20 protein-coding genes and 2 tRNA genes are annotated in these 22,467 nt (G+C 68.1%); 15 read left to right on the top strand and 7 right to left on the bottom strand.

What is annotated here, in order from left to right:
• The first annotated feature begins 22 nt into the window (after positions 1 to 22).
• The 12 genes from gnd to HQ308_RS11820 all read left to right on the top strand — a co-directional run bounded on the left by gnd (position 23) and on the right by HQ308_RS11820 (position 12,725).
• Complete coding sequence (gene gnd / locus HQ308_RS11765) at positions 23 to 928, top strand: phosphogluconate dehydrogenase (NAD(+)-dependent, decarboxylating) (RefSeq protein ID WP_027505941.1); 906 nt, start codon at positions 23 to 25, stop codon at positions 926 to 928.
• Positions 929 to 2,194 carry a DNA replication/repair protein RecF gene (gene recF, locus HQ308_RS11770; RefSeq protein ID WP_222646458.1) on the top strand — a complete coding sequence of 422 codons (1,266 nt, stop codon included), beginning with the start codon at positions 929 to 931 and terminating at the stop codon, positions 2,192 to 2,194.
• On the top strand, positions 2,191 to 2,736 hold the full coding sequence (locus HQ308_RS11775) for a DUF721 family protein (RefSeq protein ID WP_027505939.1): 546 nt from the start codon (positions 2,191 to 2,193) through the stop codon (positions 2,734 to 2,736). Before recF ends, HQ308_RS11775 begins: the two co-directional genes overlap by 4 nt.
• 154 nt (positions 2,737 to 2,890) lie before the next feature.
• A complete protein-coding gene (locus tag HQ308_RS11780; protein WP_235578854.1) occupies positions 2,891 to 3,754 on the top strand; it encodes a metal-dependent hydrolase in 864 nt (287 codons plus the stop codon).
• Between the two features lie 26 nt (positions 3,755 to 3,780).
• A complete protein-coding gene (locus HQ308_RS11785; RefSeq protein ID WP_222632697.1) occupies positions 3,781 to 4,875 on the top strand; it encodes a PDR/VanB family oxidoreductase in 1,095 nt (364 codons plus the stop codon).
• Between the two features lie 253 nt (positions 4,876 to 5,128).
• Complete coding sequence (gene gyrB, locus HQ308_RS11790; protein WP_027505936.1) at positions 5,129 to 7,168, top strand: DNA topoisomerase (ATP-hydrolyzing) subunit B; 2,040 nt, start codon at positions 5,129 to 5,131, stop codon at positions 7,166 to 7,168.
• A 37-nt stretch (positions 7,169 to 7,205) separates the two neighbouring features.
• The gene (gene gyrA / locus HQ308_RS11795; RefSeq protein ID WP_222646459.1) at positions 7,206 to 9,728 is read left to right on the top strand and encodes a DNA gyrase subunit A; all 2,523 of its coding nucleotides are present in this window, start codon (positions 7,206 to 7,208) and stop codon (positions 9,726 to 9,728) included.
• On the top strand, positions 9,725 to 10,690 hold the full coding sequence (locus HQ308_RS11800) for a DUF3566 domain-containing protein (protein WP_222632471.1): 966 nt from the start codon (positions 9,725 to 9,727) through the stop codon (positions 10,688 to 10,690). Before gyrA ends, HQ308_RS11800 begins: the two co-directional genes overlap by 4 nt.
• Positions 10,691 to 10,788: 98 nt before the next feature.
• A tRNA-Ile gene (locus tag HQ308_RS11805) sits at positions 10,789 to 10,862 on the top strand.
• Positions 10,863 to 10,994: 132 nt separating this feature from the next.
• Positions 10,995 to 11,067, top strand: a tRNA-Ala gene (locus HQ308_RS11810).
• Between the two features lie 121 nt (positions 11,068 to 11,188).
• The gene (locus HQ308_RS11815) at positions 11,189 to 12,184 is read left to right on the top strand and encodes a GGDEF domain-containing protein (protein WP_308115761.1); all 996 of its coding nucleotides are present in this window, start codon (positions 11,189 to 11,191) and stop codon (positions 12,182 to 12,184) included.
• 145 nt (positions 12,185 to 12,329) lie between these two features.
• Positions 12,330 to 12,725, top strand: a complete 396-nt coding sequence (locus tag HQ308_RS11820) for an alpha/beta hydrolase (protein WP_222646460.1) — start codon at positions 12,330 to 12,332, stop codon at positions 12,723 to 12,725.
• 14 nt (positions 12,726 to 12,739) lie between these two features.
• On the opposite strand, the gene HQ308_RS11825 is transcribed toward HQ308_RS11820, so the two are convergent.
• Positions 12,740 to 13,102 carry a hypothetical protein gene (locus HQ308_RS11825; protein WP_222646498.1) on the bottom strand — a complete coding sequence of 121 codons (363 nt, stop codon included), beginning with the start codon at positions 13,100 to 13,102 and terminating at the stop codon, positions 12,740 to 12,742.
• 41 nt (positions 13,103 to 13,143) lie between these two features.
• Here HQ308_RS11825 and HQ308_RS11830 point away from each other — a divergent pair, with 41 nt between their 5' ends.
• Positions 13,144 to 13,671, top strand: a complete 528-nt coding sequence (locus HQ308_RS11830) for a peptidylprolyl isomerase (RefSeq protein WP_027505933.1) — start codon at positions 13,144 to 13,146, stop codon at positions 13,669 to 13,671.
• Positions 13,672 to 13,710: 39 nt separating this feature from the next.
• Positions 13,711 to 14,604, top strand: coding sequence for a rhomboid family intramembrane serine protease (locus tag HQ308_RS11835; protein WP_222637832.1), 894 nt, complete (start codon positions 13,711 to 13,713; stop codon positions 14,602 to 14,604).
• Here the strand turns inward: HQ308_RS11835 and HQ308_RS11840 are convergent.
• Together HQ308_RS11840 and crgA are read right to left on the bottom strand one after the other, a co-directional pair.
• Positions 14,601 to 15,062 (bottom strand): PH domain-containing protein, encoded by a 462-nt coding sequence (locus HQ308_RS11840; protein ID WP_027505931.1) that lies wholly within the window; start codon positions 15,060 to 15,062, stop codon positions 14,601 to 14,603. The two genes, HQ308_RS11835 and HQ308_RS11840, sit on opposite strands and share 4 nt — an antisense overlap.
• A gap of 78 nt (positions 15,063 to 15,140) precedes the next feature.
• Positions 15,141 to 15,404: a cell division protein CrgA gene (crgA, locus tag HQ308_RS11845; protein ID WP_027505930.1), complete on the bottom strand. Its 264-nt coding sequence runs from the start codon at positions 15,402 to 15,404 to the stop codon at positions 15,141 to 15,143.
• A gap of 126 nt (positions 15,405 to 15,530) precedes the next feature.
• On the opposite strand from crgA, the gene HQ308_RS11850 reads away from it, so the two are divergent.
• A complete protein-coding gene (locus HQ308_RS11850; RefSeq protein WP_222632479.1) occupies positions 15,531 to 16,163 on the top strand; it encodes an aminodeoxychorismate/anthranilate synthase component II in 633 nt (210 codons plus the stop codon).
• A gap of 18 nt (positions 16,164 to 16,181) precedes the next feature.
• Here HQ308_RS11850 and pknB read toward each other — a convergent pair whose 3' ends face one another.
• From pknB to HQ308_RS11870, 4 genes are all read right to left on the bottom strand, one after another.
• The gene (pknB, locus tag HQ308_RS11855; protein WP_222646461.1) at positions 16,182 to 18,116 is read right to left on the bottom strand and encodes a Stk1 family PASTA domain-containing Ser/Thr kinase; all 1,935 of its coding nucleotides are present in this window, start codon (positions 18,114 to 18,116) and stop codon (positions 16,182 to 16,184) included.
• Positions 18,113 to 19,528 carry a serine/threonine-protein kinase gene (locus tag HQ308_RS11860; RefSeq protein ID WP_222646462.1) on the bottom strand — a complete coding sequence of 472 codons (1,416 nt, stop codon included), beginning with the start codon at positions 19,526 to 19,528 and terminating at the stop codon, positions 18,113 to 18,115. The genes pknB and HQ308_RS11860 overlap by 4 nt, the downstream gene beginning before the upstream one ends.
• A 7-nt stretch (positions 19,529 to 19,535) precedes the next feature.
• Positions 19,536 to 21,023, bottom strand: a complete 1,488-nt coding sequence (locus HQ308_RS11865; protein WP_027505927.1) for a penicillin-binding transpeptidase domain-containing protein — start codon at positions 21,021 to 21,023, stop codon at positions 19,536 to 19,538.
• Positions 21,020 to 22,467 (bottom strand): FtsW/RodA/SpoVE family cell cycle protein (locus tag HQ308_RS11870; RefSeq protein ID WP_261775963.1); only part of this gene is annotated, 1,448 nt, incomplete at its 5' end. The genes HQ308_RS11870 and HQ308_RS11865, both read right to left, overlap by 4 nt.

Genomic DNA, 22,467 nt, shown 5'->3' on the forward strand with positions numbered 1-22,467 from the left:
GTCCATCGAAAGGAAGCCACGCATGAACATCGGGTTGGTCGGTCTCGGCAAGATGGGCTTCAACATGCGTGAGCGCCTGCGGCGCCACGACATCGAGGTCACCGGTTACGATCCGCGGCCGGAGGTCACCGACGTCGAGTCGCTCGAGGCCCTCGCCGCCGCGCTCCCCGCTCCCCGCATCGTCTGGGTGATGGTGCCGTCCGGCCCCGTCACACGCGACACCGTCACCACTCTGGCCGGCGTGCTGTCCGAGGGCGACCTCGTGATCGACGGCGGCAACTCGCGCTTCACCGATGACGCGGTGCACGCGGAACTGTTGTCCGCGAAGGGCATCGGCTATGTCGACGCCGGCGTCTCGGGCGGCGTCTGGGGCCTGGAGAACGGGTACGGCCTCATGGTCGGCGGTGCTGCTGCGGACGTCGAGCGCGCCATGCCCGTGTTCGATGCGTTGCGTCCCGAGGGCGAGCGGGCGGACGGCTTCGTCCACGCCGGCCCGGTGGGCGCGGGTCACTACGCGAAGATGGTGCACAACGGTATCGAGTACGGCCTCATGCACGCCTACGCCGAGGGGTACGAGCTCCTCGCCGCGGAGGATCTCATCGAGGACGTCACCGGTGTGGTGCGTGCGTGGACCAAGGGCACCGTCGTACGGTCGTGGTTGCTCGATCTCCTGGTGAAGGCTCTGCAGGAAGATCCGGGATTCACCGACATCTCCGGCTACACACAGGATTCCGGTGAAGGACGCTGGACCGTCGAGGAGGCGATCCGACACTCGGTGCCGGCTCCCGTCATCTCCGCGGCACTGTTCGCGAGATTCGCGTCGCGACAGGTGGATTCGCCCGCCATGAAGGCGGTGTCCGCGCTGCGCAACCAGTTCGGTGGACACGCGGTGCAGCGTGCCCCCAACACGGAGAGCACCGGCGCGTAAGTGTTCGTCCGCTCGGCGACCCTGGTCGATTTTCGTTCCTGGCAACAACTCTCGGTGGATCTCGCGCCGGGGGTGACGGTGTTCGTCGGTCCCAACGGCCACGGGAAGACCAACATTCTCGAGGCACTGGGGTACGTCGCGACGCTGTCGTCGCACCGGGTGTCGGCCGATGCTCCGCTCATCCGGACGGGTGCGGAACGCGCTCTCGTGCGGGCGTCCGTCGTCAACCTCGGTCGCGAGCTCACCGTCGACGTGGAGATCAACGACGGGCGGGCGAATCGCGCTCGCATCAACACTTCTCCGGTGCGGCGGACACGGGAGGTGCTGGGCATCCTGAACACGGTGCTGTTCGCACCCGAGGATCTGGCGATGGTGCGCGGCGATCCGAGCGAGCGGCGCCGCTACCTCGATGAGCTGATCGTCGCGCGGTCTCCTCGAATGGCCGCTGTCCGTGCGGATTACGACCGCGTTCTCCGGCAGAGGTCCGCGCTACTCAAGAGCGCGAGCGGGGTTCTGCGACGCGGATCGTCGTCGAGCGACGGCGCGAACGCGTTGGCCACGCTCGACGTGTGGGACGGGCAGCTCGCCGGCTTCGGTGCCGAGATCGTGGAGCACCGGCTGCGCGCGGTACGCGACGTCGGTCCCTTCGTCGTCGACGCCTACCGCCGGATCGCACCGTCGTCGCGGCCTGCGGCCATCGCGTACCGGAGCAGTCTCGCCGACGCCATGCCCCCCGAGATGCTCGCGCTGGATCGAACGGAGGAACCGGATGACGTCGAGGTGCTCGAAGCAGCCTTCCTGCAACAGCTCTCGGTGATGCGGACACGGGAGATCGAACGCGGTGTCACCCTCGTCGGCCCGCATCGTGACGATCTCGACCTCGTACTCGGAACCGATCCTGCCAAGGGGTTCGCGAGTCACGGCGAGTCGTGGTCCTTCGCACTGTCCCTGCGGCTCGGCGCTTTCGAGTTGCTGCGTTCCGAGGGTTCGGATCCCGTGCTCCTCCTCGACGACGTCTTCGCCGAACTCGATCGTGCGCGGCGGACCGCCCTGGCGGGGGTCGCGGTGACGGCGGAGCAGGTGTTGGTGACCGCGGCAGTGCCCGAGGACGTGCCGCCCGAGTTGCGAGCGCGCCGCATGGACGTGCGTGCCCACGAGACCGAGGGTGCACGCAGATCGGAACTGACCGAGGTGTCCGGGTCGGAGTCTGTCGGAGGCACGTCCGATACTGATGTCGACACGAGTTACGTGGAGGAGGAGTCATGACGGACGAGACGCCGTCCGGCAGCGATCCGGCCGAGCCCCCGCTGCGCGGAGCGGACATCGCGCGGCGTGCGCTCGAGAACGCGCGTGCGGCGGCCAAGGCCAACGGCAAGGCCGTGGGGCAGGGTCGCGCGTCGACGCAACGCCGGCCGCGACGGTCGCGCACCTGGTCCGGCTCGAGGCCCGACGACCGTGATCCGCAGGCACTCGGGTCGCTCGCGAAGACGCTCGCCGCGTCGCGTGGCTGGTCGGCGAAGGTGGACGAGGGCACGGTGCTCGGCCGGTGGCCCCAGGTGGTGGGTGAGGACATCGCGGCACACGCGGAGCCGGTGTCCGTCCGGGACGGCGTGCTGGCGGTGTCGGCGGAGTCCACGGCGTGGGCGACCCAGTTGCGGTTGATGCAGTCGCAGATCCTCGCGAAGATCGCCGCGTCCGTGGGCCACGGTGTGGTCACGTCGCTCCGTATCACCGGCCCGGCTGCGCCTAGTTGGAAGAAGGGCGACCGTCACGTGTCGGGTCGCGGACCTCGTGACACCTACGGGTGAACCCCCGGGCCCATTGATCGATGTCACGAGGGTGCGTAGCGTTTCACGGGGAAACGACCGGACGTGGTGATCGGGGACAGCGTCACGGTGGATCCGATCCGAACTCGCGCTCTGCGGCGAATGATCGAATGATCAGCCACGAAAGGACCCGATGATGAACGACGATCCAGGACCCGTCGTCCTGCAGGCGCGCAACGTCTCGTTCGACTGGGAGTCCATGCGCATGCACTACATGGACGGTGACCCCCTGGCCACGCACCTCATGAACGTGATGCACCTGTTCCTCCCCGAGGGCGAGGAGTGGTTCGTGCGCGTGTTCAAGGAGGCGCTGCCGTTGATCCACGACGAGAAGCTCCGCGCCGACGTGATCGGCTTCATCGGCCAGGAGGCCATGCACGCGCAGGCGCACTCCGGCATCCACACGTTCCTGGCCGACCAGGGCCTGGACCCGGCGCCGTACGTGAAGCAGATGGAGTACGTCTTCCGGGTCGCTCTCGACAAGAGGTCGACGAACACCAAGAACAGCCTCGTCGAGCGCCTGGCCCTCATCGCCGCCATCGAGCACCTCACGTCGTTCCTCGGCATGTGGGTGCTGACGGAGAAGGGCCTGGACGAGGCGAACGTGGATCCCCGCATGTTGGACCTCGTGCGCTGGCACGGGGCCGAGGAGGTGGAGCACCGCGCCGTGGCCTACGACGTGTTGCAGTACTTCGACACGCGTCGGTTCCGCCGTACGCGTACCTACCTTCTCGTCGCACCGACCGTCGTGGTCATGTGGGGCCGCGGTCTCCGCTTCCTCATGAAGAACGATCCGACGCTGACGGACGATCAGCGCAGCTACACGCTGAAGCAGATCAGGGCCGTCACGCAGCGCGGGTTGTTCCCCACCGCCAAGGCCGTCGGCAAGGCGTCCGTGCGGTACCTGCGGAAGGACTACCACCCGTCCAAGGAGGGATCCACCTCGTTGGCAGTCGCGTACCTCGCCACCTCCCCGGCGGCGAGGGCCGCCACGGTCTGATGGGCGATCGCACGTTCGCACGAGCCATGGCGGCCGTGCGCGAGTACCGCGCGTCCCGGACGATTCCCGAGGATCTGCTCGGCAAGGGCGGCATGGACGAGTCGCTGGCGCAGATCACGGACGGGCTGGACAAGCTGTTCGCCATCCTGGATCACTCGAAGTACAAGGCGCGTGCGGCGCCGGTCCAGACGCGGACGCACACGATGGCGGTCTCCGAGCGTTTCACGCTGTGCCGGGACGAGAACGTGGTCGGGCTGACGCTTCGTCGAGTCGACGGCGGCGACGTCCCGCCGTGGCATCCGGGCAGCCACCTCGACCTCGTGCTCCCCTCGGGGCGTCGCCGGCAGTACTCGCTGTGCGGTGACCCGCTCGAGAAGGACGCGTACTCGATCGCGGTGCGACTGGTACCGGACGGCGGCGGCGGTTCGGCCGAGATGCACACCCTCGAGGTGGGAGACAGACTCTCGGTCACCGGTCCGCGCAACGCTTTTCCGTTCTACGCGTCCGGATCCGCGTTGTTCGTGGCCGGCGGTATCGGCATCACCGCGATCATCCCGATGGTGCGGCGGGCCCGTGCCCTCGGCATGGACTGGCATCTGGTCTACAGCGGACGCTCACGGCAGTCGATGCCGTTCCTCGACGAGGTGTCGACGTGGGACCAGGAGCGTGTGACCGTCCGGACAGACGACGTCGACGGGTTGCCCACCGCAGCGGATCTTCTCCGCCACGCGCCGGACGGCGGATCCGTCTACTGCTGCGGTCCGCCGCCGATGCTGGCTCTGGTGCGCGAGGGTGTCCCGGCGACGGGGGCGACGCGTCTGCACTACGAGCGGTTCTCGCCGCCGCCCGTCGTCGCCGGATCCCCGTTCAGTGTCGAACTCGCGTCGTCCGGGACGGTGCTCGACGTCGCGGCGGACCGGACGGCACTCGACGTGATCCGCGAGGTCGTCCCGGGTGTGCCGTACTCGTGCCGCCAGGGCTTCTGCGGAACGTGCAAGGTGAAGGTTCTGGCCGGCGCTCCCGAGCACCGGGACCGACGCCTCGCCGACGACGAGCGCGAGGATCACATGCTGATCTGTGTGTCGCGCTCCGCGGGCGAGCGGCTGACGCTCGATCTCTGACGCGCGGAGCCCTCGTACCCACGAAATGAGCCGCGGAACACGAGAAAAGTCCGTCTCCGACGCAATGAGGGGCCGTTTCGGGTGTCGACGTGAGCCGCGACCCACGCTTTACCGGTACGATGGACCGGTAAAGACCACCGAGCGCGAGGGGCATGCGTCCCCGAGCGCATTTTTTCGGGTCGAGGTCCTCTGCCGTCCTCACCGAGCGAGGTGAGTGTCGGGGGAGCGTAGTCGAGAAGGAGAACAGCTGACCGTGGCTGACCCCAAGGCAGGCAAGAGCGACAAGCCGAAGGAATACGACGCGTCGTCGATCACCGTCCTCGAAGGACTCGAGGCGGTACGCAAGCGACCCGGTATGTACATCGGTTCCACCGGAGAGCGCGGCCTGCACCACCTGATCTGGGAGGTCGTCGACAACTCCGTCGACGAGGCGATGGCAGGTCATGCCACCACGGTGGAGGTCACCCTTCTCGCCGACGGCGGCGTGAGGGTCGTCGACGACGGTCGCGGTATCCCCGTCGGCATGCACTCCTCGGGCATCCCGACCATCGAGGTCGTCATGACTCAGCTGCACGCCGGCGGCAAGTTCGACTCCGACTCCTACGCGGTGTCCGGCGGCCTGCACGGCGTGGGTATCTCCGTGGTCAACGCTCTGTCGACGACCCTGCTCGCGCAGGTCGACAACGACGGCTTCCACTGGGAGCAGACCTACACGCGATCCGTCCCCGGCGAGCTGATCAAGGGCGAGCCGACGAAGCGTACGGGTACGGCGATCTCGTTCTGGCCGGACGCGGACATCTTCGAGGAGACCGTCTTCAAGTTCGACACGGTCGCGCGTCGCCTGCAGGAGATGGCGTTCTTGAACAAGGGACTCACCATCGTCCTCACCGACGAGCGCGCCTCGGACATCGAGCGCATCGCCGACGAGGCCTCGGAGAGCGAGCTGGCGGAGACGCCCAAGGCGGACGCCGAGGAGCCGTCGGGAGCACCGGCCAAGATCAAGACCCGGACCTACCACTACCCCGGTGGTCTCGAGGACTACGTCCGCTACATCAACCGTGCGAAGACGCCGCAGCATCCGTCGGTCATCGGTTTCTCGGCCAAGGGCCCGGGCCACGAACTCGAGATCGCGATGCAGTGGAACTCGACGTACGCGGAGTCCGTGCACACGTTCGCCAACACGATCAACACGCACGAGGGCGGTACGCACGAAGAGGGTTTCCGCTCTGCGCTGACCAACGTCGTGAAGAAGTACGCCAACGAGAAGAAGCTCGTCAAGGAGAAGGACGGCATCCTCACCGGAGACGACATCCGCGAGGGTCTCGCCGCCATCATCTCCGTCAAGGTCGGTGAGCCGCAGTTCGAGGGCCAGACGAAGACCAAGCTCGGCAACACCGAGGTGAAGTCCTTCGTGCAGAAGGCCGCCGGCGAACATCTCACGCACTGGTTCGAGGCGAATCCCGCCGAGGCCAAGCTCATCATCTCCAAGGCCGTCGCCTCGATGCAGGCGCGCACGGCTGCTCGTCGTGCGCGAGATCTGGTGCGGCGCAAGAGCGCCACCGACATCGGTGGACTGCCGGGCAAGCTCGCGGACTGCCGTTCCAACGATCCGTCGAAGTGCGAGATCTACATCGTGGAGGGCGACTCGGCCGGCGGCTCCGCCAAGTCCGGTCGCGACTCGATGTATCAGGCCATTCTTCCGTTGCGCGGCAAGATCATCAACGTCGAGAAGGCCCGCATCGACCGTGTCCTCAAGAACACCGAGGTCCAGTCGATCATCACGGCGTTCGGCACCGGCATCCACGACGAGTTCGACATCGCGAAGCTGCGCTATCACAAGATCGTGCTGATGGCCGACGCCGACGTCGACGGCCAGCACATCTCGACTCTGTTGCTCACCTTGCTGTTCCGCTTCATGCGGCCTCTCGTGGAGCACGGCTACGTCTACCTGGCCATGCCGCCGCTGTACAAGCTCAAGTGGCAGCGAGGTGCGGATCCCGAGTTCGCCTACTCCGATCGGGAGCGCGACGGACTGATCGAGGCCGGCCTGGCGTCGGGCAAGAAGATCAACAAGGACGACGGCATCCAGCGCTACAAAGGCCTGGGCGAGATGAACGCGAAGGAACTGTGGGAGACCACGATGGATCCGAGCGTGCGCGTGCTGCGTCAGGTGACTCTGGACGACGCTGCCGCCGCCGACGAACTCTTCTCCATCCTCATGGGTGAGGACGTCGAGGCCCGCCGCAGCTTCATCACCCGTAATGCCAAGGACGTTCGTTTCCTCGACGTATAGGCGCTCCGCGCCCCGAGCGCCGCGCTAGGAGAATGCAATGACAGACACCACCCTGCCCCCCACCGGCGGCGACGGACCCACGTCCGACCGCATCGAGCTGGTCGACATCCAGCAGGAGATGCAGAACAGCTACATCGACTACGCGATGAGCGTCATCGTCGGTCGAGCACTCCCGGAGGTGCGCGACGGTCTCAAGCCCGTGCACCGCCGCGTGCTGTACGCCATGTTCGACAACGGATATCGGCCCGATCGCGGATACGTGAAGTCGGCTCGACCGGTGGCCGAGACCATGGGTAACTACCACCCCCACGGCGACAGCTCGATCTACGACACCCTCGTGCGCATGGCGCAGCCGTGGTCCATGCGGTACCCGCTCGTCGACGGTCAGGGCAACTTCGGTTCCCGCGGCAACGACGGCCCGGCGGCCATGCGGTACACCGAGTGTCGGCTCACTCCTCTCGCGATGCAGATGCTCGCGGACATCGAGGAGGAGACCGTCGACTTCATCGCGAACTACGACGGCCGCACCCTCGAGCCGACCGTGCTGCCCGCCCGCTTCCCCAATCTGCTCGCCAACGGCAGTGGCGGAATCGCGGTCGGCATGGCGACCAACGTTCCGCCGCACAACCTTCGGGAACTCGCCGAGGGTGTGTACTGGATGTTGGACAACTACGAGGCCAGTGAAGAGGTCGCCCTCGAGGCGATGATCGAGCGGATCAAGGGACCGGACTTCCCCACTCACGGTCTCATCGTCGGATCGCAGGGCATCGAGGACGCGTACCGCACCGGTCGCGGATCGATCCGCATGCGCGGCGTGGTCGACATCGAGGAGGGGGAGCGCGGCGGCACGCAGATCGTCGTCACCGAGCTGCCGTTCCAGGTGAACCCGGACAACATGATCGCCTCGATCGCCGAGCAGCTCAAGGACGGCCGCATCGCCGGCATCTCCGACATCGAGGACCAGTCGTCCGACCGCGTCGGTATGCGCATCGTCATCAAGCTGCGTCGCGACGCGGTCGCGAAGGTGGTGCTGAACAACCTCTACAAGCACAGCCAGTTGCAGACGAGCTTCGGCGCCAACATGCTCTCGATCGTCGACGGCGTTCCGCGCACCCTGCGGATCGACCAGATGATCAAGCTGTACGTGACCCACCAGCTCGACGTGATCGTCCGTCGTACGCGGTACCGGTTGCGGAAGGCCGAGGAGCGGGCCCACATCCTGCGCGGACTGGTGAAGGCGCTCGACGCCCTCGACGAGGTCATCGCGTTGATCCGCCGGTCCGCCGACGCCGATGTCGCACGCCAGGGCCTGATGGACCTGCTCGACGTCGATCAGATCCAGGCGGACGCCATCCTCACGATGCAGCTGCGTCGCCTCGCCGCCCTCGAACGGCAGCGCATCGTCGACGAGCTCGCCGCGATCGAGATCGAGATCGCAGACCTGCAGGACATCCTCGATCGTCCGGAGCGTCAGCGGGAGATCGTGCGCTCGGAGCTGAAGGAGATCGTCGACAAGTTCGGCGACGATCGTCGTACCCGGATCATCGCGGCCGACGGCGACGTCAGCGACGAGGACCTGATCGCACGTGAGAACGTCGTGGTCACCATCACGGAGACGGGGTATGCCAAGCGCACGCGGACCGACCTCTACCGATCGCAGAAGCGCGGCGGCAAGGGTGTGCAGGGCGCGGGTCTCAAGCAGGACGACATCGTCAGTAAGTTCTTCGTCTGCTCGACGCACGACTGGATCCTGTTCTTCACCACGAAGGGCCGGGTCTACCGGGCCAAGGCGTACGAGCTCCCCGAGGCCAACCGCACGGCCCGCGGACAGCACGTCGCCAACCTGTTGGCGTTCCAGCCCGACGAGCGCATCGCGCAGATCATCCAGATCAAGACCTACGACGACGCGCCGTACCTGGTGCTCGCGACGAAGGCCGGTCTGGTGAAGAAGTCCAAGTTGGCCGACTTCGACTCCAACCGTTCCGGTGGCATCGTGGCCGTCAACCTGCGTGGCGACGACGAGCTGGTCGGAGCCGTGCTGTGCACCAATTCGGACGACCTGCTGCTCGTGTCCGCTCAGGGCCAGTCGATCCGCTTCTCGGCCACCGACGAGGTGCTGCGCCCGATGGGCCGCGCCACTTCGGGTGTCCAGGGAATGCGCTTCAACGGCGAGGACGCACTGCTCTCCCTGAACGTGGTGAAGGACGGCACGTACCTGCTGGTCGCCACGTCCGGTGGCTACGCGAAGCGCACCGCGATGGAGGACTACCCCCCGCAGGGCCGCGGTGGCAAGGGCGTGCTGACCATTCAGTACGACCCGCGTCGTGGCACCCTGGTGGGAGCGCTCATCGTCGAGGACGACGACGAGCTCTACGCCATCACCTCGAGCGGCGGTGTCATCCGCACCGCGGCTCGTCAGGTTCGCAAGGCAGGACGCCAGACCAAGGGCGTTCGGCTGATGAACCTCGGCGACGGCGACAACCTGCTGGCCATCGCACGCAACGCGGACGAGCCGGAGGACCTCGCGATCGCCGAGGCCGACGGATCCAAGGAGTCATGAGCGCAGTGAGTACTCCCGAACAGCCCGGGTCCACCGGAAACGGACGCCCCGCGCCGAGCACCACGTCCGACCGTCAGGCCCCACGGCCTGCCGGCGGACCCCCGGCACCTCGCCCGCCCGCGGCGTGGCCGCCTGCCCAGCAGGACGGCGCACGCCAGGACGGGGTGCAGCAGGACTCCGCTCGACAGGACCCTGCTCGGCAGGACCCCGGCCATCAGGGTCCCCGTCCGGCTCGGACACCGGACTCCCAGCAGGCTCCCGTGCGGGAGCAGCAGCCACCTCAGCGGCAGCCGCAGACGAACCTGCAGAGCCGTCCCTCTCCGACGGGCCGCGCTCCCGAGCAGGCTCGTCCGGACCAGGGTCAGGCCCGGACGACCGTGCAGCCCGCTGCACGTCCGACGGACGGTCAGGACCGTCCCCGCCAGGGGCGTCCCGCCGAGGCGACGGCCAAGGCTGCGGTGATCGACGGGCCGACGCGCAACATCGCGCGAAACGACCTGCCCACCGACATGCCGGACCTCTCGACGGTCCGTCACCCGCAGCAGGAGGAGCAGCGCACCGAGCGCGCCACCCCGATGATGACGGCGCGACCGTCGGAGTCCGGTGAGCCGCTGCGCGCGACCGTCCAGGTGCGCAAGATCGATCCGTGGTCGATGTTGAAGCTGTCGCTCGTGATCTCCGTGTCGCTGTTCTTCGTCTGGATGGTGGCCGTCGGGCTGCTGTACATGGTGCTCGACGGCATGGGCGTGTGGGATCGACTGAACAATGCGTTCTCCGACATCGTCGCCACGTCCGGCGAGTCCGGGTTGGTGTCGGCCGGCCAGATCTTCGGCTACGCCGCCGTCATCGGTCTCATCAACGTGGTGCTGTTCACAGCACTGACGACCATCGGCACGTTCATCTACAACCTGTGCTCCGACCTCGTCGGCGGCCTGGAAGTGACGCTGGCGGACCGGGACTGACCCACCGCACACCGGCGTTTTGGTCTCGCGCCGTGTGTGCGGTAATCTCGTTCCTCGGTCAGCACAGCACGTTCCACCGTGCTCTGCGAGCCGAGTGCGGGCCTATAGCTCAGGCGGTTAGAGCGCTTCCCTGATAAGGAAGAGGTCGGAGGTTCAAGTCCTCCTAGGCCCACGAACGAGAGCGAGAAAGGATGTCCGTGAGGATTCTTCTCCCCGCCCTCGTGACGTCGGTGGTCGTTGCCGTCACTGTTCGCGCGATCCGCGTGGAGAGTACGCGGTGGCATCGTCTGCCGGATGTCGATCCGGGGCCTTAGCTCAGTTGGTAGAGCGCTGCCTTTGCAAGGCAGATGTCAGGAGTTCGAATCTCCTAGGCTCCACAGTCACGACCACACCCTGTTCCGCATGCCGGAGCAGGGTGTTCTCGTCTCTGGACATGTCACCATGCCCACCGGCGATGCTTCGTCCACCACTGCGCGCCTCATCGTCGATACTTGACGCGTGAACCCCGGACGAGGAACAGAAGCGAGCACCGCGATGGTGGTCTATCTGTGTCCCACCGCCGTTCTCTTCATCGCCGGTGCCGTCGCGTTCTCGGGCACGACCACCGGAACCGTGGTCATGGTCCTCGCGGCAGGTCTCCAACTCCTCGGTGCGGCCGTCCTGCACTTCGGCCCGCGTCCGACCTCGCCTCGCACGCTGGGCATCGTGACGGGCGGCGCCGTCGCGTCGCTGTGCGCGATGTTCCTCACGTCGGACGGACCGGTGGCGTACCTGCTGCTGAGCCAGGCGGCGATGTTCCTGGGCATGCAGCTCGCGGGGTACTGGAGCGAGCGCGGCGGCTGGGTGTGGGTGAGCGTGCTGACGGTGGGATCGGTCGTGGCGGCCGCGCTGTCGCCGTCGACCATGCCGATGGTGGGTTATGTCCTCACCGCGCTGGGCATCGTGGCCGCCGCCGAGTTCTTCGGCTCGCACTCGCGGCGCATGCGGCACTCGGCGTCGCGGGACGCCCTGACCGGACTCCTCAACCGCCAGGGCCTCGAGGACCGCGTCGAGAAACTGCTCCCGGTCTTCGCCTCCCGTGGTCTGCCGGTGAGCATGGCGGTTCTCGATCTCGACAACTTCAAGACCGTGAACGACATCTACGGGCACATCGCCGGCGACGTACTGCTCGAGCGGGTCTCGGCAGCGTGGCGCGGTCAGCTGCGCAAGGGCGACGTCCTCGGCCGTCTCGGCGGCGACGAGTTCGTGCTGTTCATGCCGGGAACCGGTGAGGGCGAGGCGGCGACCCTTCTGGAGCGGCTGCGGGCAGCGCACTCGGCCGAGTGGAGCGTCGGACTGGTCTGCATGCCCACCGTGCGCAAGTGGTCGGAGATCTACCGGGCCGCCGACGCCGAGCTCTACAAGGCCAAGCGCAGCCGAGGTGCCCAACAGATGTCCACGCCGGTGCCCAGGGCCGTTGTCGAGGACACCGGAGTGCCCGCCGAGCGGCGCTGACGGCTCGTTCCCCGGGCTGTGGACGACGCAGCCAGGCCCGCCGTCTCCATCTGGTCCACTGTCCGCTCGAGGCGGCCACCACGTGCCGTCCGGGAACGACGGGGGTCGGCGTGAGCGAGTCGGTGGTCTGGACAGCACCGGACATGTGGAGCATGCACACGAGGGTGGTGTGGCGCACTCCTACGGCACCGTCGTCGCGGCGCAGGCCATCGAGGCCGGTGCCCCCGTCGACGCCGTGGTGGTGATGGGCTCGCCAGGATGGAGCGACCGCGCCGCCGCAGCCGCGCCGGGCCCGGTGCACGTCGCCGAGGCGGCGTGGGACCCCGTCGCCGACCTGGGACGGTTCGGGCCCGATCCCAGCGAGCGACCCGAGACCGAGGCGCTGGACACGGCGGGCACCGTGGGCCATGCCGACTACCTGGAACCGGGAAGCGTGTCGGCGCGGGCCGTGGCCGAGGTGGTGGCCGGAGTGCCGAGCCCACCCGGCCCACGAGCCATGGACCTGGCCGACGTGGCGCGGTTCGTGCTCGGGATGCTCTGACCGGCGGAGCAGTGTCAGGGCGCCTGGTGACCGTTGGTCGTCGGCGTGCCCAGGCTCGGCGGCTCGGCGGCGGGAGGGGGCAGCTCGGTGCGGCGCGAGCGGGAGAACGCGACAGCGCCGGCGCCGAGGAGGACGAGCACTCCGATCACGCCGGCGCGGCGGCCGGGCACGAACCGACCGCGTCGAACGGGCGCCGCCGCACGCACGGGTGCGGGACGAGCGGCACGCTGCTGGGCGCGTCGTGACCGGAGGACCGACACCCCCTTGCGAGTGACGACGAAACCTGTTGCTGCGGGGCCCTTAGCGAGCGTGAGGGCGGTGTCACGGGCGATGCCGAGCGCCTTCTTGGCGGTGGCACTGTCGGGTGTTGACGTCATCCGTTCACCCTTGCACATTCCCCGGGTGGCACGATGGTGTTGTGACCTCACCTCTACAGACTCAGACCGCGACCCTGCACACGAATCACGGCGACATCGTGATCGCCCTCTTCGGCAACCACGCGCCGAAGACGGTCGAGAACTTCGTCGGTCTCGCGCAGGGCACCAAGGACTACAGCACGAAGAACGCGTCGGGCTCCTCCGAGGGACCTTTCTACGACGGCGCGATCTTCCACCGCGTCATCGCGGGCTTCATGCTCCAGGGTGGTGACCCCACCGGCACCGGCACGGGTGGTCCCGGATACAAGTTCGGTGACGAGTTCCACCCCGAGCTGTCGTTCGACCGTCCGTACCTGCTCGCCATGGCGAACGCGGGCCCCGGCACCAACGGTTCGCAGTTCTTCATCACCGTCGGCCCGACGCCGCATCTCAACCGTCGTCACACCATCTTCGGCGAGGTCATCGATCCCGCGTCGCAGAAGGTCGTCGACGAGATCGGCTCGACCGCGACCGGCCGCGGCGATCGCCCCGTGAACGACGTCGTCATCGAATCCGTCACCATTGCCTGATTCGACCGACACGGTCCCCCGTCGCGAGATCGGTGTGACATGACAGGACCAGGATGGGGCGGCGCTCCGGTGCCGCCCCTCCCTACCTGCGTGCGCCACCCCGATCGGCCCACCGGCCTGTCCTGCACCCGGTGCGACCGACCGGCCTGCCCGGAATGCCTGCGGCCGGCCGCGGTGGGTCAGCACTGTGTCGAGTGCGTGGCACAGGCTGCGGGGTCGATCCCGCGTGCCCGCACGATGGCCGGTGGTGTCAGCAGGACCGTCTCCACCCCCGTCGTCACCTACGCGCTGATGGCACTGAACATCCTCGTGTTCGCCCTCACGGCCGCTCAGTCCGGCGGCCTGGCGAACCAGTCGAGCTCGCTGTTCCGCAGCTGGCAGCTCGTCCCGCTCCTGGTGGCCGACGGCGATGTCGTCCGCATCCTGGGCAGTGGTTTCCTGCACTCCGGCATCGTGCACCTCGCCGTGAACATGTTCGCCCTGTACGTCATCGGGCGCGATTGCGAACTGGTGCTCGGACGCTCGCGATACCTCGCCGTGTACGTCGTCGCGCTGCTGGGCGGCGCCGCGGCGGTGATGTGGCTGTCCAGCCCCCTGGTGGCGACGGTCGGAGCATCCGGCGCCGTGTTCGGCCTCCTCGGTGCACAGGCCGTGATCCTCGTCCGGCTGCGCCGCAGCCCCACCCCGGTGCTCGTCGTGATCGGGCTCAACGTGGTGCTGAGCATCGCGATCCCCGGTATCTCCCTGTGGGGACACCTCGGCGGGCTCGCCGCCGGTGCCGCCGCCACGGCCGCGGTGCTGTTCGTCACCGGTTCGGACGCCCGTCGGTCACGCCGACTGGGATGGTTCGGCATCGCCGGCGTCGGGCTGCTCGCCCTGGCGCTGATCGGTCTGCGTGCCGCGACGCTCGCTCCGACTCTCGTGGTGGGCTAGTCCCGCTGCGACCAGCCCGCGTCGACCCACCCGTGCAGCTCGAGGGTGTCGAACACGGCGCGCGGATCGGCCCCGAGGTCCCAGCGACCGAAGATGACGAGTCGCTCGTCGTCGCCGTCGGTCACGTCCATCTCCAGCATCGGAACCCGTCGACCGAGCCGCGGGTACGGGACCAGACGCAGTGAGAGCACGTCGTCGCGCCCGTAGTCGCGGGTTCCGCGCAGAGTTCTGATGCGCAGGACGTCGCCGTCGACACTCAACTTCGGACGTTGGACCGCGGCCAGCACAGCCAGCGCCAGGGCTGCCAGTGCGGCGAGTCCGATGAGCGCGCGGCCGGCCGGATCACCCGTCGTGGCGACGGCAGCGGCGGCGAGTGCAGCGGCTCCCACCCCCAGCGCGGCTACGGCGGCGAGGGGTGTGGACCAGGACTGCGGTGCCTCGCGGCCACCTGTGGACAAGTTATCCACAGAAGTTATCCACAGTGTGGATGAACAACACGCGTGTAATTTCGGCGCGCATGGCGGAGGAAGCCCCGGTCAGCGCCATTTCATCGTCATGACGAGACCGACGATCCAGAAACCGAAGCCGATCAGCAAGTTGTAGGCACCCAGATCCGACATCCAGCCGATGCTGTCCTGGGCGAGGTAGTACACGATGAGATACACCAGACCGAGCACCATGAAACCGAACATGACCGACAGATACAGCGTGCTCGACGGCGCGGCCTTGACCTTGACGGGCGTCCGCGACGCCGGATCGATCGTGTAGTCGGGCTTCTTGCGGACCTTCGACTTGGGCATGGATGACCTCGAACTCTCGTACCGGACTGCAGGCGGGCGGGTGTGAGCCACGGTGGGGACGCTCACTGCTCACGTCCACGATAACCTGCAGCCGAGCTCCCACCCGTGCGGCATTAGTCTTGTGACATGCGCATCCTCGTCGTCGACAACTACGACAGCTTCGTGTTCAACCTGGTCCAGTACCTCGGCCAGCTGGGGACACGGGCCCGAGTGCTGCGGAACGACGACCCCGGGGTGCTCGATGTCGAGGCCGCAGTGGCGGAGGTGGACGGAGTGCTGCTCAGTCCCGGACCCGGCACGCCGCAGCGTGCCGGCGTCACCATGGACATGGTGCAGGCCTGCGCCTCGTCGGGAACGCCCCTGCTGGGCGTGTGCCTCGGACACCAGGCCATCGGTGCCTCCTTCGGCGGCGTGGTCGAACGCGCGCCGGAACTTCTGCACGGCAAGACCAGCGTCGTCCACCACTCCGGAGACGGCGTGCTGGCAGGGTTGCCGGATCCGTTCACCGCGACGCGCTACCACTCGTTGACGGTGCGGGAGGACACGATCCCGGACGACCTCGAGGTGACCGCGCGCACCGAGAGCGGCATCGTCATGGCGATGCGCCACCGGGAGCTGCCGATCCACGGCGTGCAGTTCCACCCCGAGTCGGTCATGACGCAGGGTGGTCACCGCATGCTGGCGAACTGGCTCGCCGTGTGCGGCGAGGCTCCCGAACCGGGCCTGGTGGCCGAGCTCGAGAGCGCCGCCCGCGTCTGAGCACGGCGCCGCGTCGGGTCAGAGCCCGAACTTGCCGACGGTCACGTTGACGCGCGCCGTCTTGGCGATGGCCGTCCCCGGCGCGACCGCCTGCTGCTGAACGCGGTTGACCTGCGTGAGGTCCGACGTCTGGACGTCGACCTGGTCGATCTCGGCGATGGTGCCCTCCCAGCCGGCGGCGCGGAGGAGGTCGACGGCCTGGACCGGGGTCTGGCCTGCCAGGTCCGGGATCTCGAACTGCGATCCGTTGGACACCCGCACCACCACGGTGTCGCCGTCGGTGGCGTTGCTGCCGCCCGCGGGCGTCGTGGCGACCACCTGACCGGCCGGGAGCGTCGAGTCGACGTTCTGGCGGTCGACGAGGAAACCGGCACCCGCGATGTTGGGCTGAGCGACCTCGATGTTCTGACCGACCACGTCGGGTACCCGCACCTGACGCGGTCCCGATCCGAGCGTGATGCGTACCGACGAGCCCTGAGCCATCGACGATCCGCGAGCCGGCTCCTGACCGATGACCTTGTCGACGTCCGCGCGAGACGACGCGGCCCGGCCGATCGACGGGTCGAGAGCGAGACCGGCCTGCACCAGTGCCTGTTCCGCAGCGCTCTGCGTCAGTCCTGCCAGCTGGGGGACCTGGATCTGCTCCGGACCGGTGGACACCTCGAGAACGAGGGTGCTGTTCTCGTCGACCGTCGTGCCGGACACGGGTCGCGTGCCGATGACGGACCCCTCGGGCACCGTCGCGTCGGAGCGTTGCTGGACGTCGACGCGGAAGCCCGCGTTCTCGAGGGTGGTGCGGGCGGCGTCGGCGGTCTGCGCGGACACGTCCGGGACGGTCACCGAACGGGCCTCCGCACCGGGGCCGAGATTCCACAGGAAGACGCCGACGATGCCGACGACCACGAGGGCGGCGAGCGCCATGACGGCGACGCGCACGCCCTTGCGGCGCGGTCGGTCCCCGTCGTCGTCCGCGTCGGGATGCGCGTGGCGGGCGATCCGGCGAGGCTCGCCGGAGTTGTCGGACGCCGGCCGAGCGCCGGACCGCGGCGCATCCATCGAGCCGAGGATGGTGGTGCGATCCTCGTCGTTCATCACCATCGGCGCACTGGGCCGCTGGCCACCGAGGACGCGGATGAGATCGGTGCGCATGTCCGCGGCGCTCTGGTACCGATTGGCCGGGTTTTTGCTCATCGCCTTGAGAATGATCGAGTCCAGCTCCCGCGGGATGTCCGGATTCACCGACGACGGCAGTCGCGGATCTTCCCGGACGTGCTGGTACGCGACCGCGACCGGGGAGTCACCCGTGAACGGCGGCTCGCCCGTCAGAATCTCGAACAGCACGCAGCCCAGCGAGTAGACGTCGGATCGCGCATCGACCTGTTCGCCGCGAGCCTGCTCTGGCGACAGGTACTGGGCGGTACCGATGACGGCAGCGGTCTGCGTCATCGGAGACGAACTGTCGGCGATGGCCCGCGCGATGCCGAAGTCCATGACCTTGACCGCACCGGCGCGGTTGATCATCACGTTGGCCGGTTTGACGTCGCGGTGCACGATTCCGTTGCGGTGGCTGAAGTCGAGGGCGGCGCAGACGTCGGCGATGACCTCCATCGCACGCTTGGGAGCCATCGGCCCCTCGGCGCGGACGATGTCGCGCAGCGTGTCGCCGTCGACGTACTCCATGACGATGTAGGGCAGCGGACCCGTCTCGGTCTCCGCCTCACCCGTGTCGTACACCGCCACGATCGCCGGATGGTTCAGTGCCGCAGCGTTCTGTGCCTCGCGGCGGAACCGCAGGTAGAACGTGGGATCGCGTGCCAGATCCTGACGCAGCACCTTGATGGCCACGTCGCGATCGAGACGGCCGTCCTTCGCGAGGTGGACCTCCGACATGCCACCGAAACCGAGGATCTCCCCGAGGTCGTACCGGGACGAGAGCTTGCGCGGTGTGGTCATCGCGATCCTCCCGGTGCGTAGTTGAAGGGGTTGCCGTCCCCGTTGCCGTTGCCGTTCCCGCCGCCGAGACCGGGGATGGTGAACAGTCCCCCGTCGGTCGTGGTCGTGGTGGTGGTCGTCGGCTCGGTGGTCGTGGGCTCGGTGGTGGTCGTCGTCGGTTCCGTCGTCGTGGTGGTCGTGGTGGTGGTGGTGGTGGTCGTCGTCGTGGGCTCGGTGGTGGTGGTCGTCGGCCGCGTCGTGGTGGTGGTCGGCTCCGTGGTGGGCGCCGCCGTGGTGGTCGAGGTGACGACGGGCGTCGAACCGTTGCTCTCGGTGAAGACGAACAGCCCGAACGCGACGACGGCGGCGAGCAGGAGCAGTCCACCGGCAGCCCAGGCCAGGGCCTTCTGCCCGGGGGTCATGCCCGATTTGCGGTCACGATCAGGTTCCGGTGATCGTGGTGTGGCCGCTGCCGCGGCGGCGTAGCCGGTGGCGGACGTGGTCATCATGCGGGTGCTGGACGGCCCACCGACGGCGCCGACGGGCGGGGCGACCCGACCGGTACCGGACGCCGTGCCCGGGGCGGGCGGGCGCCGGCCGGCGCGCACGGCAGCGACCGCGTCGGCGAACTCCCCGCCGTTCTCGTACCGTGCGGCCGGGTCCTTGGTCATGGTGATCTCGATGAGCTCCCGCACCGGCTGCGGCAGATCGCCGGGAAGCGGCGGCGCGGCGTCCCGCACGTGCTTCATCGCGACCGTCAGCGCGCCGTCGCCGACGAACGGACGGGTCCCGCTGATGGCCTCGTAGCCCACGACGCCGAGCGAGTACACGTCGGACGCGGACGTCGCGTCCTGACCCAGCGCCTGTTCGGGGGCGATGTACTGCGCGGTGCCCATGACCATGCCGGTGCGCGTGACGGGCGAGGCGTCCACGGCCTTCGCGATGCCGAAGTCGGTGATCTTCACCGTCCCGTCGGGCGTGATCATGATGTTGCCCGGCTTCACGTCACGGTGGACGATGCCTGCGCGGTGCGCGGCCTGCAGGGCGCGGCCGGTCTGCTCGAGCATGTCCAGTGCGTGGACCAGCGGAAGCCGACCCATGCGCGTGAGCACCGTGTTGAGGGGCTCGCCGATGACGAGCTCCATGACGAGATACGCGAGCGACTGCCCGTTGGCGTCCCGCACCTCGCCGTAGTCGTAGATGTTGGCGATGCCGGGATGGTTCAACAGCGCGGTCGTGCGCGCCTCGACACGGAACCGTTCGACGAACTCGGGGTCGTCCGAGAACTCCGGCTTGAGGATCTTGACGGCGACGCGGCGATCGAGCCGGTTGTCCGTCGCTTCCCAGACCTGTCCCATTCCACCGGTCGCGATCAGTCGGAGCAGTCGATAGCGGTCGGCGACCACTGCTCCGTTACCCAGGCCTCCACTCATGCGGGGCTCACCTCCCCTGCAATCCGGCGCCGAGCACTGCTCTCGCCACTGGTGCCGCGACGGACCCACCGGTGGCGGCGAGTGCGCGGTCACCACCGTTCTCGACGATGACCGCGATGGCGATCTTCGGGTCCTGTGCCGGCGCGAACGCGATGTACCAGGCGTGCGGAGGGGTGTTGCGCGGATCGCTGCCGTGCTCGGCGGTGCCGGTCTTGGATGCGATCTGCACCCCCGCGATCTTGCCCTCGCCGCCGGAGTTGTTCTCCGAGCCGACCATCAGATCGGTGAGCGTGGACGCGACCTCGGGAGAGATCGACTGGCCCAGTGACGTGGGCTCGGTGGTGTCGAGGGTCGACAGATCCGGACCCTGCAGCTGGGCCACCATGTGCGGCGCCATGCGCACGCCACCGTTCGCGATGGTGGCCGCGATCTCGGCGTTCTGCAGCGGTGTCAGTGCGACGTCGCGCTGGCCGATGCTGCTCTGACCGAGGGCGGCGTCGTCCGGGATCTCCCCGACGGTGCTGTCGGCGACCGGGATCGGCACGGCCTGGTTCGCCTCGCCGATGCCGAACGCGGACGCGGCGTCCTTGACGTTCTGGGTGCCGGCGTCGATACCGAGTTCCACGAAGGCGGTGTTGCACGAGCGCGCGAACGCCTCGCGCAACGACGCGGTGGCGCCGCCGCCGCACGTGGAGCCGTTGTAGTTCTCGAGCGTCGTCGACGTGTCGGGCAGCGTGATGGTCGGCGCCGCCGTGAGCTGGGTGTCCGGGGTGGAGCCGGCCGCCAGCGCGGCCGCGGTGACGACCACCTTGAACGTCGAACCGGGCGGGTAGGTCTGGGAGACCGCGCGGTTGACCAGGGGCTCGCCCGGATCGCTGCTCAGTCGCTCCCACGCCTGCGTCGACGTCTCGCCGTCGTGCGTCGCGAGCTCGTTGGGGTCGTAGCTCGGCGTGCTCACCATCGTCAGGATCTTGCCGGTGGACGGCTCGATGGCCACGACGGAGCCGGTGTAGCCCTTCGACGTCAACTGGTCGTAGGCGACCTGCTGCATCACCGGATCGATCGTGGTGACGACGTTGCCGCCGCGGGGGTCGCGACCGGAGAGCAGGTCGAAGAACCGCTTGCCGAACAGTCGGTTGTCCGAGCCGTTCAACACTGCGTCCTCGGACCGTTCGAGAGCGGTGCTCGAGTACAGCATCGAGTAGAAGCCGGTGACCGGTGCGTTGGCGGCCGGGCTGGACGGTGCCGCGGGGTTGGCGGGGTACGTCCGCAGGTACTTGTAGCGATCGTCGGTCGCGACGGAGGCCGCGAGCACCTGGCCGCCGCTCGAGATCTGCCCACGCTGGCGTGCGTACTCGTCGAGCAGCACCCGCGAGTTCCGCGGATCCGTTCGGAGGTCGTCCGCCTTGATGACCTGGACGTACGTCGCGTTCGCGAGCAGGACGACGATCATCGCCATGACGCCGATGGCGACTCTGCGCAGAGGTGTGTTCACGGTCGCTTCACCACCTCGGTGGGAGCGTCACCGATCGGAGCCGCCGGTCCGCGTCTCTGCGGCACGACAGGCGCCCGCGCGGCGTCCGAGATCTTGATGAGCAGGGCGACCAGAGCGTAGTTCGCGAGCAGCGAGGATCCTCCGTAGGACATGAACGGTGTGGTGAGACCGGTGAGCGGGATGAGCTTGGTGACGCCGCCGACGACGACGAACAGCTGCACCGCGATGGTGACGGACAGTCCGGCGGCGAGCAGCTTGCCGAAGCTGTCGCGCACCGCGAGGGCGGTGCGCAGCCCACGCAGCACGAAGACCAGATAGAGCATCAACACGGCGGCCAGGCCGATCAGGCCGAGCTCCTCGCCGATGGTCGCGATGATGAAATCGGTGCTCGCGAACGGCACCTGCGACGGCCGGCCACTGCCGAGCCCGGTACCGCCCATGCCGCCGGTCGCCAGACCGAAGAGCGACTGCGAGATCTGATAGCCGGTGTCGTTGTAGTCCGCGAACGGATCCAGCCACGTGTCGGTGCGGATCTTCACGTGCCCGAAGAACTGATACGCGAGCAGGAAGCCGAGCAGGAGCAGCGCCACACCCACGACGATCCAGCCGACGCGCTCGGTGGCGACGTAGATCATCACCAGGACCGTGCAGTAGATCAGCAGCGACGTGCCGAGATCCTTCTCGAACACCAGGACGCCGATGGACACGATCCACGCGACGACGATGGGGCCGAGATCGCGGGCGCGCGGGAAGTCCATGCCGAGCACGTGCTTGCCCGCGGTGGTGAAGAGCTCGCGCTTCGCCACGAGCACCGAGGCGAAGAAGATGAGCAGCAGGATCTTCGAGAACTCACCGGGTTGGATGCTGAAGCCGGGCAACCGGATCCAGATCTTCGAGCCGTTGACCTCGGACAACGAGGAGGGCAGGACGGCCGGCAAGGCCAGGAACACCAGACCGCCGAGGCCCAGGGTGTAGCCGTACCGCGCGAGGGTGCGGTAGTCGCGGATCAGCACGAGGACAGCGATGAACCCGGCGATGCCCAGGGCCGTCCACAGCACCTGCTGCGTGGCGTCGGCCGACGGCTCCTCGATGCCGAGGTACACCGCCGACTGCTGCGCCGCGAGGTCGAGCCGGTGGATGAGCACCAGTCCGAGCCCGTTCAGCATGGCGACGACCGGGAGCAGCAGCGGATCCGCGTGGGTGGCGAATCGACGGACCGCGGCGTGGGCGACCGCGAACATCGCGAGGTAGGCGAGGCCGTACTTCGCCAGGTCCCAGGTGATGGCCTGCTCCTGGCTCGCCTCGACGAGCACCAGCGACACCGTGGTGATGACCGCGGCCGCGCCGAGCAGTGCCGCCTCGACACCGCGTCTCGTCGACTGCGGCGGGGCGGGGGCGAACCCACCGGGCGGGCTGGGGAACGAGGCGGACGACTGGCTGGGGG

This window comes from Rhodococcus sp. BP-241 (assembly GCF_019836145.1).
GTDB lineage: Bacteria > Actinomycetota > Actinomycetes > Mycobacteriales > Mycobacteriaceae > Rhodococcoides.

Bases quoted from the DNA above. Each gene is read 5' to 3' on its own strand.
- gnd (WP_027505941.1), top strand. From the start codon at position 23: ATGAACATCGGGTTGGTCGGTCTCGGCAAGATGGGCTTCAACATGCGT.
- HQ308_RS11775 (WP_027505939.1), top strand. From the start codon at position 2,191: ATGACGGACGAGACGCCGTCCGGCAGCGATCCGGCCGAGCCCCCGCTG.
- HQ308_RS11780 (WP_235578854.1), top strand. From the start codon at position 2,891: ATGAACGACGATCCAGGACCCGTCGTCCTGCAGGCGCGCAACGTCTCG.
- HQ308_RS11785 (WP_222632697.1), top strand. From the start codon at position 3,781: ATGGCGGCCGTGCGCGAGTACCGCGCGTCCCGGACGATTCCCGAGGAT.
- gyrA (WP_222646459.1), top strand. From the start codon at position 7,206: ATGACAGACACCACCCTGCCCCCCACCGGCGGCGACGGACCCACGTCC.
- HQ308_RS11800 (WP_222632471.1), top strand. From the start codon at position 9,725: ATGAGCGCAGTGAGTACTCCCGAACAGCCCGGGTCCACCGGAAACGGA.
- HQ308_RS11825 (WP_222646498.1), bottom strand. From the start codon at position 13,102: ATGACGTCAACACCCGACAGTGCCACCGCCAAGAAGGCGCTCGGCATC.
- HQ308_RS11835 (WP_222637832.1), top strand. From the start codon at position 13,711: ATGACAGGACCAGGATGGGGCGGCGCTCCGGTGCCGCCCCTCCCTACC.
- crgA (WP_027505930.1), bottom strand. From the start codon at position 15,404: ATGCCCAAGTCGAAGGTCCGCAAGAAGCCCGACTACACGATCGATCCG.
- HQ308_RS11850 (WP_222632479.1), top strand. From the start codon at position 15,531: ATGCGCATCCTCGTCGTCGACAACTACGACAGCTTCGTGTTCAACCTG.
- pknB (WP_222646461.1), bottom strand. From the start codon at position 18,116: ATGACCACACCGCGCAAGCTCTCGTCCCGGTACGACCTCGGGGAGATC.
- HQ308_RS11860 (WP_222646462.1), bottom strand. From the start codon at position 19,528: ATGAGTGGAGGCCTGGGTAACGGAGCAGTGGTCGCCGACCGCTATCGA.